This window comes from Streptomyces sp. NPDC040545, from assembly GCF_055595065.1.
This window is the reverse complement of record NZ_JBVIWA010000020.1, coordinates 106,004-121,302: the sequence shown is the minus strand read 5'-3', so window position 1 is coordinate 121,302 and position 15,299 is coordinate 106,004. Positions and strand designations below refer to the sequence as shown.

Here is a 15,299-nt window from a genome sequence, read left to right as displayed (position 1 = left end):
CACCGTCATGCTGGGCGCAGCGCGAGCGCCACGCATCTCCGCCGGGCCAGACGGGGGAGGGTCCGTCATGGTCGACCCACTCGGCTCCATCGGCCGTCACGTCGTCGCGGCCCGGACACGAGCATGGCGCAGAGCGGTCCGTCTCACCGCCCCGGCATTCGCCGGCCGTCAGGGCGTGACGCCTCGTGGTCGCCGCGGAGGGGGACTGCGCGGCGGCCGGTGTTCAACCGGCCAGGGCAACCAGCCTTCGGTACTCCAGCTGGTGTGTCCGTCTGGCCGTGAGGTGGACGTGCACGTCCGGGAGGTGGTCTTTCAGGGCCGCGTACACGGCGGTGTAGGCCTCTTCCTGCGTGCCGGCACCCGCAGGCACCCAGAGGACCAGCAGCTGTTCGCGCCTGCGAGCGCCTTCCGGGGTCGCGAAGGACAGTTCGTGGACGACCAGACGCGCCTCGTCCGAGGGCAGGGCCGAAACCAGCTCCTCGTGGGTCAGATTGCCCTCCACCTCCACCACCAGCACACCCGGGGTGTCGGCGAAACGAAGGATCACGGTATTGATCTCCCGCGTCTCCCTCAGGTGGTGGAGGCCATCAAGGCAGCCTTCTGAAAGGCCGATCGGGCTGCTCACGGAATCCACGCTCCGCTCATGGCCTGTGGGGCTACCCATGCGGGTCGGCCTTCCTCCCCGGCGGGCGTGACACCGGGCCGGGCTCGGGCCGCAACAGCCCGAGCATGTCCAGCAGAAGAGACAGATCTCTCGCGTCGGTGGCGCGTGCGGCAACGGTGCAACGCGCCGCCTCCAGGTCCGCGGTCAAGGAACACTCCAGGAGAGCCGGTGCGTCACAGCCAAAGGGATCCTTCACCCAGCCGATCCCACCACCTTCACCCGCCACACGCAGCGGAACTACTCCACCTGCCCCGCACTTGCGACCAACATGGAAGGCGGGCCAAACGCCGGGCGCTGGGCCAAACGCCGGCGTCCGCTGCCCGCAGACAGCTCGTACGAGCGGGTCGCCCCTTGCGGCGACCGAGTCGGCCACCGCCACCCCTGAAGGCGGGCCGCCACGTCCCCCGCGAGGTCAGCCGGTGGCCGCGCTCGGACCGCCACCGAACAGCGGCACCTCCTCCACGGTCACGTCCAGGCGCAGCCGTTTGAAGCGGACCGGGTGCCGGAATACGCCGCCCTCATCGACGGCGGTATCGGCGCTGATCTCCGCGACGAGCTCGGGGCGGACGAGTGTCACGTCCAGGGTGTCCCGGCTGCCCCACGCCGACGCGAACCGCAGGCCCTCCCAGGGATGTCCGACGTCGGCCGCGATCACGTTGCCCCCCACCAGACGGGCCAGTTCCGCACGGAGCGGCGCCGTGCGGCCGATCGAGCGGAGCCAGCCGACGGCGTCGCGGCGGCCCAGGACGAGGAGCTGGGGTCGGATCAGGGTGCCGGCGATCGCGCCGATGATCGCCTCGGTGGTGTTCCGCTTGCGCAGCTTGTACCAGTCTCTGTGTCCTGGCCGGTAGGGCTGGTTCATGGCTTTGACCACGATGCCTTCGACCCCGGAGATCTCGCTCCAGGACTCCAGCCACTGCTGCGCCTTGAGCAGGTCCGTCGTCATCGGGCACAACGTCCAGGGCGTCGAGAGGTGGTGCTCGGCGAAGAGGGCTTCCAGCCGGAGGCGGCGTTGGCGGTAGGGGTAATTGTTCAGCTCGGTGCCGTCCTGTTGCAGGATGTCGAAGGCGATGAAGAACGCGGGCAGCGTTGCGGCGAGCCGGCGCGCGCTGCGTCCGCCCGCGGCTGTGCGGCGCTGCAGGCCCTCGAAGGACAGCTGTCCCACCTTCGTGTTCCAGGCGACGAGCTCCCCGTCCAGGACCAGGCCGCCGGGCAGGCGGTCCGCCGCAGCGACGAGGTCGGGGAAATGGTCCTGGATCAGCGACCCGCGCCGGGTCTGCAGCAGCAACCTGCTGTCCGGATCGGTGGGGGTGAACAGCAGGGCCCGGTAGCCGTCGAACTTCTGCTCGAAGGCCAGCTCGCCCAGCACGCCGGGGCCCGGCACCGACTCCACAGCCCGCGCCAGCACCGGCTCCACCGGCGGTCGCAACACCACCCTGGACGCCTCCCTACTGCGTTCACTTCCGGGATGGGGACAGTGCCTTCCCGAGGTCGTCTCGGGGCATGTGCGAGCGTCCGGTGATGTCGGCGGCGGCCTTCTTGAAGCGGTCGGCCCTTCGACAGACCGCTCGTCGGATCCGCTTCTTCGCGTCCTGATAGAAGTGGCGCTCTTGCCGGCCTTGGGGCTCCCCGCCCGCTCGACGCCGGCGCGCAGTCCCTCCATGAGGTCGGCCACGCACGTCGGCTCCGGGGGCCTCGGCCTTCTCGGCGGTCCCGCCGGTCGGCATGGCCTAGGTCATGGCAGTGACCTTCTCCCGGAAGGTGTCGGGGAACTGCTCCGCATCCCAGTTCCTCGTCAGGGCTTCGATGAGCTGCTCCGCCATGGTCAGCTCGTTGCCGGAGGCCTTAGCTCTGCCGGGGATGGTGCCGATCTCTCGGCGCCGACCGTACTCAAACCGCGCTGGTGGCGTGAACGTCGCGGACCACAGCCATCGCAACCCACCAGACGAGCAGCGATGCGGCGATCAGTGCGGCTGCGGTGACGGCGTACCACTGCCAGGAGTGCTTACCCGCGAGATCCCTCCCTGGTCTCGGCCGCACGACGAAAATGGCGGGCGCCGGTGCCGGTGTGCAGGCTCTGAGTGCGCTGCAGCGGCCTCAGCTGGAGATGGCTTCGAGGAGATCGGCGACCTGGGGGTCGGGCAGGGCACGGGCCACGTCGGCCTGGGCGACAATGCCGACCAGATCGTGGCCGTCGATCACCGGCAACCGTCGTACGTGGTGCTCGGCCATGGTGTGGAGGATTTCCGAAGCGTCGTCGTCGGCGCCGATGGTGACGGCCTCGCCCTGCGCTAGTTCGCCGGCCTTGCAGGTCGCCGGGTCCTTACCCTCGGCGAGGACCTTGGTGACGATGTCCCGGTCGGTGAGCATGCCCTTGAGTTTGTGGTCGGCTCCGCAAATCGGCAACGCTCCGACGTCGAGGCGTGCCAGCTTCTGCGCCGCCTCAAGCACCGTGGATTCAGCGTCTATGCACTCGGGCTCGGGAGTCATGATGTCGCGCGCGGTAGTCATCGCGGCCACCTCGTCTCGGAGGAGCGGAAGGCGTCTTGTAGGGCCCCTGCCCGGCCTTCCATCACCTACACATCCACGGCTCAGAAGGGTCCCGGTCACGGCTGCGGCCTTAGGACTATCCCGCGGTGCGGGTACCGGGAGGGTCCTGGGGGTCGACACCGGTGGTGGCGGAGGCGTCCTTGGTTCCGCTGGGGCGCCCGGAGCGGCCTTTCGGGAGGTCGTGCATCCCCTGGTCGCCGGAGCCGTTCTGCTTGGCCATAGCCTGACCTGCTGTCTTCCGCTGGATGGGACGCGCAGGTGCCGCGTATCCGTAGGAACCGGCGGGGCAGCCGATACGCGGGCATCACGGGTGGGGATACCGATGCTTCTCCTCTTCGCGTGCGTGCTCCTCCGGGGTCTGCCAGGAGTCCTCACGGCGCTGCATAAGGGGGTTCTGCTCGGTCGGCCGGGGCGGGGCCGCGGCACGGCGCCGCCGTCGGCTGCCGTACCAGAACGCGCCGACCAGGAGCACGACCAGGACCACTCCGGCGACGATGAGGAAGAGCGACGGCTGGGCTTCTGCGGCGATGGTCTGGAGGGCAGTCATGTCCGGCCCCTACCCGCGATCGGGCGCTTCAACGGCCACCGGAGGAATCCATTACGGGGACTGTCGGCACGCGGTGTCACCCGCACCGGCTGTGCGTCGGCGGCAGGTGGTGGCCTGCTCGGCTTACGGCTCCGTCGTTCAGTCGTTGGCGGAGCCGGGAGGACCTTGGCAGTGTTGTTGTCCTTCGGCCACCGCCGCGCTCGACGTGTTGGTCGACGACACCGGAGGCTGGCCCAAGGTGTTGCGGCTGCGACCGGCACCACGGTCGAGGTGGCCCGTCTGGGGCGGGCTACGCCCACTTCCAAGACGTCCTCTCGGACCGTTTCGGCGAGCACATCGCCCACTCCGGGATCTACCTGAGCCAGCCGGTGGGCGGGGTGTTTTCGGGGTCGTCCGACATCGGCGACGTGAGCAGCAGGGGACCACACGCCCGAGTTCGCACGGGCTGCCGATTCGGACCGGGCGCGCCAGTCACGTAGGAGGCTGAGGGGCTGGCGAGGAAGGCGACGACCTCGGCGACCTCGCGGGCGTCTCCCGGCCGGCCGAGAGGGATATCGGGCCTGCCCGTCCTCCGTACGTCCCCGTCCTTCTGCCCGGTCATCGGCTTAGTGATCTCCCCCGGGGCGACGGCGTTCACGGTGATCTCGTGCTCGGCCAGCTCCAGGGCCATGACCTGCGTCAGCAGCCCCAAGCGGGCCTTGGCCGCACAGTAGGGGCCCGCGCCCGCACCCGGGGGTCGGCGTCCCGGCCCTGCTTGTGTCCTGGCGGTATGAACGGGGTCTGGCCGTCAGCATGGTATGCGGCCAATGCCTCGAGTACAGGCGCCTTCGACTGGTCCATGTTTCGCGCCTGCCCGGAGCCATCGAGCGAAAACACCTCCGAAATCCGTTCCGGCGGACAGTCGGAGCCGGTCGGGGCCCGGCTGCGGCCCGAGGGCAGGCGCCGGGAGAAAGAAGCAGAACAGGACCGAAGGAGTGGCCACGTCGCCGCGTCGTCCACCCTGAACGGCCGAGCGCTCACACCCCGAAACGGGAAATGCCAGCATGTGCCTCAATGTGGTGCCGTAATACCCCATTACTGGGTGATCACTGCAAGTACGGGGTACCACCCAGCATGATCACTGTTGGCGTCGAAGAGGAGTACCTGCTGGTCGACCCGGAGACGCTCCTTCCGACACCGCTCGTGCAGGAGGTGCGCGCCACGGCCCGCCTGGCACCCCTCGCGGAAGAGCGAGAGGTCCAGGACGAACTGCTCCAGGCGCAGATCGAGGTCGCCACCCCCGTGTGCACGGCTCTCGAAGAGGTGGGAGGCCATCTCCTGCGGCTGCGCCATGCGGTCGCCTCCGCCGCGCAGGCGAACGGCTGCCGCATCGCCATCTCCGCCACCTCGCCGGTCCGGGATGTCGTGCCCGTACCCATCACCAGCACGGCGAGATACGTGAAGATGCAGGAGGAGGCCCGATTGCTGGTCGACGAGCAGCTGATCTGCGGGATGCACGTCCACGTGGGGATGCCCGACCGCGAAACCGGGGTAGCCGTCCTGAACCGGCTGCGCGTCTGGCTTCCCACCCTGCTGGCGATGTCCGCGAACGGGCCTCTGTGGGACGGGCGGGACACCGGGTTCGCCAGCTGGCGCACGATCATCTTCGGCCGCTGGCCGGTCAGCGGTCCACCACCGCACTTCGCGGGGCTCGCGGACTACGAGGCGCGGGCCGATGCCCTGGTGGGGCGGCCCGGGGTGATTCCGGACCGGGGGCAGCTGTACTGGCAGGCCCGGCTCTCGGAGCGATACCCCACTCTTGAGGTGCGCTGCTGTGACGTGCAGCTGGAGGCGGACGACGCGGTGATGCTCGCCGGAGTCGTCCGCGGGCTCGCCGCCACCGCGATCGCCGAGGAAAAGGCGGGAGTCGCTCACACGCCATGCCGGCCGGAGCTCCTGCAAGCGGCGACTTGGCATGCGGCCCGGCACGGGATCAGCAGCACGCTGGTGGACCCGGAGGGACGACTGCGGAGCAGCACGGACGTGGTGTGCGCGCTCCTGCGCTACATCGGCCCCGCCCTCGAGGAGAACGGTGACCACCGCGAGGTGATCTCGCTCGTCCATCGGCTGCTCCGGCAGGGAACGTCGGCCGACCGCCAGCGCCGCGCCCTTGCCGAGGCGGGCCTACCGGCGGTCGGCGCGCTGATCACCTCAGGAGCCACCAGCGCCTGAGCCGCCGGCCTGGGAGGGAAGCCGAGAACCAGAACGTCTTCCGCGGATACGGCCTGGGCCAGCCAGGTCCTCTTCGCCCTCTAATCGGTGATGGACGAGCTCGCCGTCCGGCTCCGCATGGACCCGCTCGAACTGCGCGAGAAGAACGCCATCGGCGCCGGCGACCACATGGTCACCCCGATCGGTCACGAGGAGGACCTCTTCATCGCCTCCTACGGGATGAAGCAGTGCATGGACGTGGTGCGCAAGGCCATCGCCGAGGACCGCAGCCACGAGGACGTCCCGGAGGGCTGGCTCACCGGCACGGGATCGGCCGTCGCCATGATCGCGACCGGCCCGCCGGGCGGCCACTTCGCCGACGCCCGGATCGGTCTGCTGCGCGACGGCACGTACGACATCGCGGTCGGCACCGCGGAGTTCGGCAACGGCACGACCACCGTCGACAAGCAGATCACGGCCGGCGCGCTGAACACGATGGTCGACCGGATCACCGTCCGCCAGCGCGTTCGGATCGGCCGGCACGGTGGTGGCGGGCAAGGCGGTGATGCTGGCGGCGAACTCGCTCGCGGAGCGGCCGCGGCCAGGTCGAGGGCGGCGTGGCCCAGGCCCTGGGCGCGACCCTCTTCGAGACCGTACGGGTGAACGAACGCGGCGGGGTCACCACGGCCGCCTTCCGCCGCTACCGGCTCCCCCAGTACGCCGATGTCCCGCGCACCGAGGTCCACTTCGTGGAGACCTCGGAATGAGGCCGGTTTTACCCTGTCCGCCGGGCCCGGTCGTGATCCGTACCGAGATGGAGGGCGGGCCGTTCTCATTTCTCGCCCGGGCCAGGCGAGGCGCATCGTCGTGCCGTCGATAACGCGGTACGGCTTGGCTGCGTCAAGCTGTAGAGGAAGAACTCGGAGGGAGCTGTCCAAGACTTCGGGGCAAGACACTGCAGACACCCATCGTCCATATCGGCGATTCGGCCGCCATCATCAAGGGCATCCCAGCATGGACGAGTGTTGACGTAGTGAGGGAGACCAGGAGTAGAGCTGTCATGGAGAACCGGATATTGCGGCTGCCGGCCACCGTGGAGGCGGTCGAGCGAGCCGTTGAGGATGCCGGGGCTGGGGAGGTCGTGCTGGTGGAGCGCGACGGGCGAACGGTTGCCGCGGTGGTTTCCCACGCGATGGCGCTGGCCGGGGAGGAAGCTCTGCTTGCTTCGGCGGATGCGGGTGATCGGGTGCGGGGCCTGCGGCTGATCGCGGAGTTGGGGGTCGAAATGCCCACCATACGGCTGAACGTGCTGAGGCGGGAGTTGGCCCGGTGAAGGGCTACTTCGAAATCCTGCTGGCCGAGCCGGCCGCCGAGACCCTGAGAGCGCTGCACGGTGACGATCCCCTGGCTGCGCGCTTCCTGGTGAACTGGCTGGAATACTTCTCCACCGATCTGGACTCCGGCGGCCTGCGTGACATCGACGAGGAGGCAGGACTCGCCAAAGCCGAGATCGGGGACTTCGACGCACTGTGCTGGGTTCGGCCGGAACAGATGAACCTCATCGTGCTGGACGTCTCACGGCGCACTGATCCAGCGTGAGGCGGCGTCCTTGTTGACGTGGTCGGCGAAACGACGGAACTCGTCAGCTCGGTTCTGGTCAGCGGGTTCGGCATAAATGTAAGGACACATGTCCGAGGGCGTCATCTTCGACCTCTGATAGAGAGAGAACTCGCACCAGGAGTACGCGAGCCGACTCAGCTGGTCGACGACTTCGTGCCTGATGTGCGGGCCGTACATCGGGTCGTGCATCTCGATCAGGAGCGTCGGCCGGTGCGCTCGAATGGTAGCGGTGGCTCCCGCGAGGGTTTTCGCCTCATGGCCTTCTACGTCGAGCTTCATGAGGCCGACCCGCTCATTGGAACCAGCCATTATCGCGTCGATCGGGAGGCCCTCCGTCTCCTCCAGAAATGCGCCGAGGCAGTGGTCCGTGGTGAACAGAGTGGACGGAATGCAGTCGGCGGGCGGGTCCGCAGGGTCTCCGGGCGCCAGGCTCCGAGTGCACGGACCGGCCATGACGTTGAAGGGATCCCACAGGCGCAGGCGGGCCGGGGTGTCGTGGGCCGCGACCGGATGAATGGTGACGTTGCCGATTCCATTGAGCCGGAGGTTGGCGCGCAAGACCTGAACGGCGGCCGGGTTCGGCTCGATCGCCACGACACGGGAGAACGATCCGGCGAGCCGGACCGCGAAATGACCGACATGAGCCCCGACATCGATGAAGACGTCGTCCGCCGCGCCGAACGAGCGAAGGAGGCGCCAGATGTCCTGTTCATGCGGGCCCGGGCCCATGCGATCGCCGCTGCCGGGCCGAACCGTCCACCAGAATCCGTCGCTCTCGACGAGCTTGGCCGTCTCGAGCATGAATTCAGCGACCTTCGATCGATCGCGCGCCGGGCGAGATCCAGCTGCGGTTCGGGGAGAAGTCCCGCAGTTCGCGCATGCGCGACGACTCCGTGAAGAACACGAAATCCAGGGTCGCGCGGCTGACCATGCGCTCCTTCAGGTCATCGCCGATACCGCCTCCGACCAAGGGCACCGCGCTGATCGCCACCTCGGTGAACGTCGACAAACCGGACGTCGCCCAGCGTTCCGCCACCCGTGCGAGCCGCGGCAGTTTGCGGCGCAGGAAGATTCCGAGCCTGGTCGACTCGACAGTCTGATGAGGGCGCGTGGACCGGATGTGTTCGCAGACACGCTGCCAATGGTCCGCCGCGCAGTCGGCCAGGGCGGCCTCCAGCGCCGCGTCCGCGGTCTCGGCGTCGCGGGCCTCGAAATACGACTGGATCTCAAACAGCTCGGCGGCCTGCTCCCTCAGCGCCATGATTTCTTCGAGGCGCAGCATGGCGAGCAGATCGGGCGGCGGACCCTCGACCATGCGGTAGGCCGTCTCCATCAGCTCGGACATCTCCAACCGATTGTCGGCTCTGCCCTGCTCGGCCCCATCACCGCTGAGAACGGCCTCGGCCAGACCCGTACTCTGGCCCGTGTCCCAGTCAGAACCCAGGATCCGGGCGTTGACGAGCTCGGCGTGGGCCGTCTCGTCGAACAGACCATGGATTTGGATGAGCGGGCTGGAGACCGGCAGCCCGGAGTCGTGCAGCAATGCAAAGACCGGAGAGTGCGAGAACTGCGGTCGCGCCAGGACCTCGTCATATCGGCGGCGCAGCTCACTCGGCTGCTCAGCCAGCAATGCGGCCAGAACCGAATCGGTTGAGTTCGCTGCGCTGCGCACTTGACGCATGAAGCCGTCCTTCGCCCGCGCATGGTCGTAAGGAACGACGATGGAACCGTCGGCGAGCACACTGTCAAGGTCAGCGATCATCCGTTCCCGAACCTCGGAGATCGGCGAGATGACCCATCCACTGCCATCCGGACTGTTCCTCTTCCAATTGCTCAGTACATCGGCAAGAGAGCTGACCGGAACGCGCTGGTCCTCTCGGCGAAGGTAGGTGTCAGTACGGAGTCCTACCGCCACGACTCTGGCAGCTATGAGTTCACGGAGCAATCGATAGAAGTTACTTCCCCGCAGATCCGGCTTGGCGAAATCACCGACAACCCTCGGGTTATCGAGCAGTTGCGTGTCATGCACGAAGACGCGTTCGTTGAACAGTGCACCGAAAACAAGCAACGCGCGCAATTGTCTCGTGGAGCTGATTCCTGCCCAAATCGGCTCCAGGGCCGCGAACTGCGAAGTCGCACCCATGGCAGTAGGACCGAACGGTTCATCGCGGACCATAGCGTCGAGCACCCCCCTCAGAACGAACATGAATCCCCGTCGGTGCGCGCTCAGTCAAACACATCCCAATGCCCGGTGAGAAGGGGATGTGAGCGGACGGAGTTCTCGTACGAGCCGGATCAGAAAACCTGGCCGAGGACCTCTTTCCGATCCCGAATCAGGCAGGACAGTCTCACCTCCGACACCACTATCTGGGACATCACCCAACCAGCACGACCTGGCGCTCTGGCACGTCGAGCCGTTCCCACCGAGCAACCCCTGCGGGCCGAGCACATCGGCCCCTGCCCGTCCGTCCGCAACCGGACTGGCCGCGGGCCCCCCTTCACCAGAACCGAACCGTGATCCTCCGCACCGGAGCAACACAGAGCACCACCTTCCTTTTTACCCACCGGTACCGCGCCAAAGCCCCCTCCTCCAACCCGCTGGCATCCGGTCGTCGGCTGCCATGAGCGGGCGTTCGCGGGTGGCGCGTACCCACGGCCTCGACCAGCGCGCTGGCCCATCCGCCTTGGGCGAGGATTGCGCATGGTGGGAACGACACCCCTGCACCCGTAATCAAGCACCTGCGCCGCGGCAGCACCCACACCCTGCTCGACGGCTCCGGTCAGCCCTACCGGTGGGCGATCACCGGCCTTGCCTTCAAGGGCGAGAGCGACCCCGCCGGCACCCTCGCCACCTGGATCATCGGCGCCCCGGCCGCCCGCGCCGTCGCCGTCCTCGAACGTCTCCAACCGCCCGCCACCGACCCGCTCCTGCGCAACCTCTACCTGGCGGAGTGCATCCGGGCCGGAGCAATGACGCTGCGCTCCAGCAACGAGCTGATCAACCGCATGATCACCTGGGTCAACGCCTACCGGCCGCCGACTTCCACCACCGCACCGGGTTCACCGGCTCCGTCGTCACCGACCCGGGCCGCCTGCGCCGCGCCCTGGCCCGCGACGACCCCGAGGTCTACCCCGGCACCTACGTCACCTGCGTCTTCAACCCGGACAAGGCACTGGGCCGACCCCGCTCCGCCCCCGGAAGCCGAGCGGTTCCAGTCCCGCACGACTGCCAACGGCTGGAGTGCCGCAACGTCGCCCTCACCACCGACAACGCCGACGCGCTGGCCGCCGAGGCCGACCGCCTGGACACCCGGCTCCGCGCCCGCCCCGTCCTCCCACCGCTGCCACACGCCGGCCGCCCCGCTCCGGGCGGGCGGAGGAGTCGCCGTTGCCGAGGCGGTTCCAGCGGTCGGTCGTCCTCGGCGTGCTCGCCGTGGCCGGGGCGCGAAGTAGGAGCTGGGGTCGGCCGGAGTGCCGTGGTGGCATTCCAGGCACGAGCCGAGGGTCTTGAGGGGTATTGGCGGAGCGCACTCGTTCTGCAGGTGCCCTATGCCGGCGCGGAGGTGCCGCAGAGGCCGCGGCGGTAGCGCTGAGGGATGCGGCAGTGTTGCTGAAGGAAGCCGGTGAGCCGGGTGCACCCCGGACTTCGGCGTCGAGCAGCGTCATTCTCAGCACGGGCCACACCTTCCGCCTGCGACGATGCAGCCACGTGGTGTCCCTATCTCGCTGCGTAAACTGTTGGCTCGTGTGCCCGTCTGTGATGTCAACGTGCAACTAACGGTTTCCCGTTCGACCCGAAGGACTGAGCCGTGCCCGACCGCCCTGAGATCGTCTGCATCTGCGGCTCTACCCGGTTCGTGGACGAGATGCGTGCGGCGAACCGTGATCTGACCTTCGCAGGTGTCATCGTCGTCGCGCCCGGCGAGGCGGACGAGTTGATCACCAACAAGCAGAAGATCGCGCTGGACGCCCTCCATCTGCGCAAGATCGACCTTGCTGACCGGGTTCTGGTCGTCAACCCAGGCGGGTATATCGGCGAGTCCACGAGCAGGGAGATCGCATACGCCCACGCCACAGGCAAGCCGATCTCGTTCACCGATCCCTCTGACCAGTAGACGCTTCGTGGTGCGCGCGGGCAATGAGCTCGGTCGGCCTTGGAGCCGGCTGAGCGCGGTCTGTCGGGTTGCTTGCGACAGGCGATGTAGTCGAACCAGTCACGCTTCGCGTATACAGTCCACCGTGTGGCGTTGCTGATGCTCGTGCCGGTGAAGTCGGCAAGGGCGGGTCTGGGACCTGACCACCCTTCGGGCAACCGCAAAAACCCTCATCGACAGCCCGAGGAGCATCGCGCTCACTACCACCGGCGACTCGCCACCGGCTTCCACCACGACGTCGCCAGGCATGAAGTCGCCGAGGGGTCTGCTGAGCTTGACGTTTATCCAGTTCGTCGGGGCCTAAAGAGCGTTTCGCCCCGACAAAGTGTTTTAGAAGTAGTCGAGCAATACTCCAGCTGTAGATCGTGATCTACATGTCTGGCATGCGGATTGTCGCTGGTAATGGCTGGTGCGGAATCGCTGCTGATGGCGGCGTCGCCAGTCGGACCAGCCGAGTCGGTGGGCGACATCGTGGAGGGGCTGGAAGACGAGCGTGATGAACAGGCGCTGGATCTCGTTACAGGACAGCGGGACCAGCCCGTTCGGGGCGGGGTTGCGGGCGTGTTCGTCGGCGCGGACGACGGCCAGGAAGGCGTGAGCGAGCATCGCGAGGGTGACCCAGCGGCTCCAGGAGGGGTAGCGGCGGACTTGGTGCTCATCGAGTCCGGCCAGCCCTTTCTCGATTTGGAACTCTCTTCCCCACGCCATCTGGATCCGGCTACCCGCACGAGCTCGGTCAGCCGCACCGGCTGGGGTGAGAGGCAGCGGTAGTAGGCGAGTTCGCCGGTGGTGCGGTTGCGGCGGACCAGGAGCTGGCGGCTGCCCGGCGCCGCCTCGGTGAGATCGATGACGGCCCAGTCGCCGTACCCGTTCCCGCAGCGACCCCGCCAGCAATGGGCGAGTCTGCCGTGACAGGTGAGGGCTTCCGCCCTGTTCCCCGAAGGCACGGCCAACCGCGCTGTGGATGCCGTTGACAGCAGGGCTCGGTCAGTCGCTTTACCCCTAGTTCATGAACCAGTGAGTATCGAAAAAGCGGGCCATCGTGAACGGGTGATGTGGATCGATGAGGATGCGGCAGACGAAGTCAGCGGCTTGGCAGTCGAAGGCGACGTCCTCACCGTCGAAGGACCGGACCACGACAGGCCAACGGTCGGGGTCGCCACCGTCGGCCCTCCAGCAATACAGGTTCTCGTGCTCCGTGCCTGCCCAGATAAGCAGGCCGTCCTCCCTGAGATCCGTCCACGGCTCCTGGTTCAGGTCCAGGAATCCGTCGAAGGCGCCCTTGCCGAATCGGCGTACCTGGACGCGGGCCAGGTCGAGCACTCGACCGCGACCACGGCGCGCGTGTTCGACCTCTCCGGGGGAGTCGCTTCGATCAGACCAATGACGCCGGCCCGTCTGATGGTCAAGCGGTTGGATCCCCACCGGCCCCTCTCCCCGATCGGCGCGCTACCGGAGCGTGCGGAGGGCTAGGCCGTCTCTTTCGGATCTTGCCTGCCCCTCCCCCAGCCCCAGGGGGCTGGGAGGTGCCCCCTGCCGCCTGGCACCGCACCTCGCCGCGTTGTCCGGGCGCCCAAGTACGTCCAGTACTCGGGCGCCCCTCCGCCTTGCGAGGCACGGCACCAGACGACACGGGCTTAACCGGTAAGATCCGAAAGAGACGGGGAAGCGGCCAGACCCGCCTCCACCGCCGAGCGCGACAGCTTCCGCGCAGCGCCCTGATTGTCCACGGTCGTGATCACGATCAAGAAGTCAGCCACGGGAGGCAACGTACCCGCCCACCGATCCGCACCCAGATGGGGCCAGTGGACCAGATGCGGACCGCCCGCCGCAGGCCCCGAGGGCCCCTGAGGGGTGAACGAGCAGGTCAAGCACCACACCCACCGCACCACACCTGTCGTGTCATTGCCGGGCAGAGGCCAAGTTCCGCGTGTACGCACACCCACGCCGTCGCCGAGCCGTAGTTGGCGGAGCGCCTTCGACCCATCCCGTCTACCCGCGAAGGCGCGCCGGCGTGCCGGGAGACGGGCGGTCCCATGCTTGTCCGACCTTCGGCTCGGGCTCCGGCTCACTCTTCGGCGGCGGCGCCGACAAGTCTTGGAACGGCAGCCACACCCGGTGCTTCGCGTCTGACTCACAGCATTCGTCGTAGTGGACGCCAACCTTGAAATCACTCGGCTTCACCGACTCGGGGAGCGGAGCCTCTAGCCGGCAGCTCATGATCAGTCGGCCGTTCGGCGGGAAGTTGGTTCCGTCGCCGTCGTTACGTAGTTCCTCGCAGCCGCTGTAGAACGAGCCGGAGGACAGCTCGCACAGGCCGACACCTTCCAGGGGAAGACAGTCGGGGAACATCGACGGTTTGACGAAGAAGGCGAAACCGTAGTTCTGACCTACCCACAGGCTGTTCGGAGAGGGGATTTCAGGGCGGCGGTCGTCGGTGACGGTCATCTGCACCGTCAGCGTCACGTGCACTTCGCCGGGCTTGTCGTACTGCCCGCCGGAACCCTTGACGTCCGTGAAGTAACCCCGCCAGGCATACCCGTAGCGCCAGTCGTCGATCGTGACAGGTGTGAGCCGGGGCGTGATTGGTGTGGCGGACGACGTACTGGGCGTGGGCACAGAGACCGACGTCGTCGGGCTCGGAACGGAACCCTCCGGCGTTGCCGTGGCCGAAGGCTTCGCGCCGTCGGCCTTGCTGCCCAATGGGGCGGCGCACGCGGTGGCAGTGACGAGTACGGCGGCGGCCGCGAAGGTGCGGTGACGCACGATGCCCCCTGGTTGTGAACTTGCGGTTGGCGAAGCGTAGCGAGACTGCGGAAGGCGCTCACCCATTTCCGTCAACTCGGCTCTCCGCTCATGCCCGCGCCGCGCTCAGCCAGTGAGTAACGACCACTGGTGGACCCTCCCCTGCCCAGGTGTCACCCTCGCCTACGAGAAAGGTGTCGTAGCGGCTCGGGTTCAGGTCAGACGGGAACTGAGGCGGAAGCGCATCTCCCCCGCGGCACGGCGGACCTCCTCAGGCTGCGCGTCATCGTCGAGCACCCCGAGGAGAACCATCAGGGCCCTCGCCTCGTCCCCGCTGATCAGCTTCAGGCGCGGCTCGGTGACCCCGTCGAGGAGCACATCCAGCAACTCGTCCATGCAGACAACAACGCCGGGCCGCCGGTCGGGGTCACCCCGACCGGCCCGGCACCGTGACGCCCCGGGGGAATGCCGTGCCCGCGTGCCCCGTGTGCGGGGGCCCGTCCCTGCACCGCCAGCGTCCTGCAGTACACGGCTTCCGCCTCCCCGATCAGCTCGTCTCCTCCTCGTTGTCGGTGCGGGCGGCGTTGCGAGCCCGCCGGATCTCCAGGCTGATGCTCAAGGCCGAACGGACGCAGCGCCGGCCCTGCCGCAGGGCGAGGAGTGAATGACGGCGCCCTGCCCCCGGCTCGCCGCTTCACGGTGACGTCTCCAGGGCCTGATCTGCGCCTCTCCCAGCGGGGCGGCCCCGAGGACCCCCTGCAGGAACGAACGCCGTCGCACCGCGTCCTCCGTTGTCATCCCGCCGGCCTGGCGCCCGTGTGGTGGGGGC

14 protein-coding genes and 4 pseudogenes are annotated in these 15,299 nt (G+C 67.9%); 5 read left to right on the top strand and 13 right to left on the bottom strand.

Annotated features, from left to right (window positions below):
* Positions 1-223: 223 nt before the first annotated feature.
* The 7 genes and pseudogenes from ACZ573_RS30735 to ACZ573_RS30705 all read right to left on the bottom strand — a co-directional run.
* Complete coding sequence (locus tag ACZ573_RS30735; protein WP_471310367.1) at positions 224-625, bottom strand: cofilin family protein; 402 nt, start codon at positions 623-625, stop codon at positions 224-226.
* Between the two features lie 451 nt (positions 626-1,076).
* Positions 1,077-2,099, bottom strand: a complete 1,023-nt coding sequence (locus tag ACZ573_RS30730) for an ATP-dependent DNA ligase (RefSeq protein WP_471310365.1) — start codon at positions 2,097-2,099, stop codon at positions 1,077-1,079.
* Positions 2,100-2,761: 662 nt separating this feature from the next.
* Entirely contained in the window at positions 2,762-3,175 is a 414-nt protein-coding gene (locus tag ACZ573_RS30725; RefSeq protein WP_471310362.1) for a CBS domain-containing protein, read from the bottom strand.
* 115 nt (positions 3,176-3,290) lie between these two features.
* Positions 3,291-3,434: a hypothetical protein gene (locus tag ACZ573_RS30720; protein ID WP_471310359.1), complete on the bottom strand. Its 144-nt coding sequence runs from the start codon at positions 3,432-3,434 to the stop codon at positions 3,291-3,293.
* 84 nt (positions 3,435-3,518) lie between these two features.
* Positions 3,519-3,761, bottom strand: coding sequence for a DUF6479 family protein (locus ACZ573_RS30715; protein WP_471310357.1), 243 nt, complete (start codon positions 3,759-3,761; stop codon positions 3,519-3,521).
* Positions 3,762-4,224: 463 nt separating this feature from the next.
* Positions 4,225-4,494 (bottom strand): annotated as a pseudogene (locus ACZ573_RS30710) (SDR family oxidoreductase); the annotation flags it as partial.
* A pseudogene (locus ACZ573_RS30705) lies at positions 4,482-4,601 on the bottom strand (aminotransferase class I/II-fold pyridoxal phosphate-dependent enzyme); the annotation flags it as partial. The pseudogenes ACZ573_RS30705 and ACZ573_RS30710, both read right to left, overlap by 13 nt.
* 273 nt (positions 4,602-4,874) lie before the next feature.
* On the opposite strand from ACZ573_RS30705, the gene ACZ573_RS30700 reads away from it, so the two are divergent.
* The 4 genes and pseudogenes from ACZ573_RS30700 to ACZ573_RS30685 all read left to right on the top strand — a co-directional run bounded on the left by ACZ573_RS30700 (position 4,875) and on the right by ACZ573_RS30685 (position 7,550).
* Complete coding sequence (locus ACZ573_RS30700) at positions 4,875-5,972, top strand: carboxylate-amine ligase (protein WP_471310354.1); 1,098 nt, start codon at positions 4,875-4,877, stop codon at positions 5,970-5,972.
* A 38-nt stretch (positions 5,973-6,010) separates the two neighbouring features.
* Positions 6,011-6,715: pseudogene (locus tag ACZ573_RS30695) on the top strand (molybdopterin cofactor-binding domain-containing protein); the annotation flags it as partial.
* A gap of 296 nt (positions 6,716-7,011) precedes the next feature.
* The gene (locus ACZ573_RS30690; RefSeq protein WP_471310352.1) at positions 7,012-7,284 is read left to right on the top strand and encodes a hypothetical protein; all 273 of its coding nucleotides are present in this window, start codon (positions 7,012-7,014) and stop codon (positions 7,282-7,284) included.
* Positions 7,281-7,550 carry a hypothetical protein gene (locus tag ACZ573_RS30685; RefSeq protein ID WP_471310348.1) on the top strand — a complete coding sequence of 90 codons (270 nt, stop codon included), beginning with the start codon at positions 7,281-7,283 and terminating at the stop codon, positions 7,548-7,550. The genes ACZ573_RS30690 and ACZ573_RS30685 overlap by 4 nt, the downstream gene beginning before the upstream one ends.
* On the opposite strand, the gene ACZ573_RS30680 is transcribed toward ACZ573_RS30685, so the two are convergent.
* Positions 7,527-8,372: an FkbM family methyltransferase gene (locus tag ACZ573_RS30680; RefSeq protein WP_471310346.1), complete on the bottom strand. Its 846-nt coding sequence runs from the start codon at positions 8,370-8,372 to the stop codon at positions 7,527-7,529. The two genes, ACZ573_RS30685 and ACZ573_RS30680, sit on opposite strands and share 24 nt — an antisense overlap.
* 4 nt (positions 8,373-8,376) lie before the next feature.
* Positions 8,377-9,777 (bottom strand): hypothetical protein, encoded by a 1,401-nt coding sequence (locus ACZ573_RS30675; RefSeq protein WP_471310345.1) that lies wholly within the window; start codon positions 9,775-9,777, stop codon positions 8,377-8,379.
* Positions 9,778-11,380: 1,603 nt separating this feature from the next.
* On the opposite strand from ACZ573_RS30675, the gene ACZ573_RS30670 reads away from it, so the two are divergent.
* Positions 11,381-11,686 carry a hypothetical protein gene (locus tag ACZ573_RS30670; RefSeq protein WP_471310344.1) on the top strand — a complete coding sequence of 102 codons (306 nt, stop codon included), beginning with the start codon at positions 11,381-11,383 and terminating at the stop codon, positions 11,684-11,686.
* 369 nt (positions 11,687-12,055) lie between these two features.
* On the opposite strand, the pseudogene ACZ573_RS30665 reads toward ACZ573_RS30670, so the two are convergent.
* The 4 genes and pseudogenes from ACZ573_RS30665 to ACZ573_RS30650 form a co-directional block, all read right to left on the bottom strand.
* Positions 12,056-12,591 (bottom strand): annotated as a pseudogene (locus ACZ573_RS30665) (IS701 family transposase); the annotation flags it as partial.
* 136 nt (positions 12,592-12,727) lie between these two features.
* On the bottom strand, positions 12,728-13,048 hold the full coding sequence (locus ACZ573_RS30660) for a hypothetical protein (protein ID WP_471310341.1): 321 nt from the start codon (positions 13,046-13,048) through the stop codon (positions 12,728-12,730).
* 669 nt (positions 13,049-13,717) lie between these two features.
* Positions 13,718-14,491 (bottom strand): hypothetical protein, encoded by a 774-nt coding sequence (locus ACZ573_RS30655; protein WP_471310339.1) that lies wholly within the window; start codon positions 14,489-14,491, stop codon positions 13,718-13,720.
* Positions 14,492-14,683: 192 nt separating this feature from the next.
* Positions 14,684-14,866, bottom strand: a complete 183-nt coding sequence (locus tag ACZ573_RS30650; RefSeq protein WP_471310336.1) for a hypothetical protein — start codon at positions 14,864-14,866, stop codon at positions 14,684-14,686.
* Positions 14,867-15,299 lie beyond the last annotated feature (433 nt).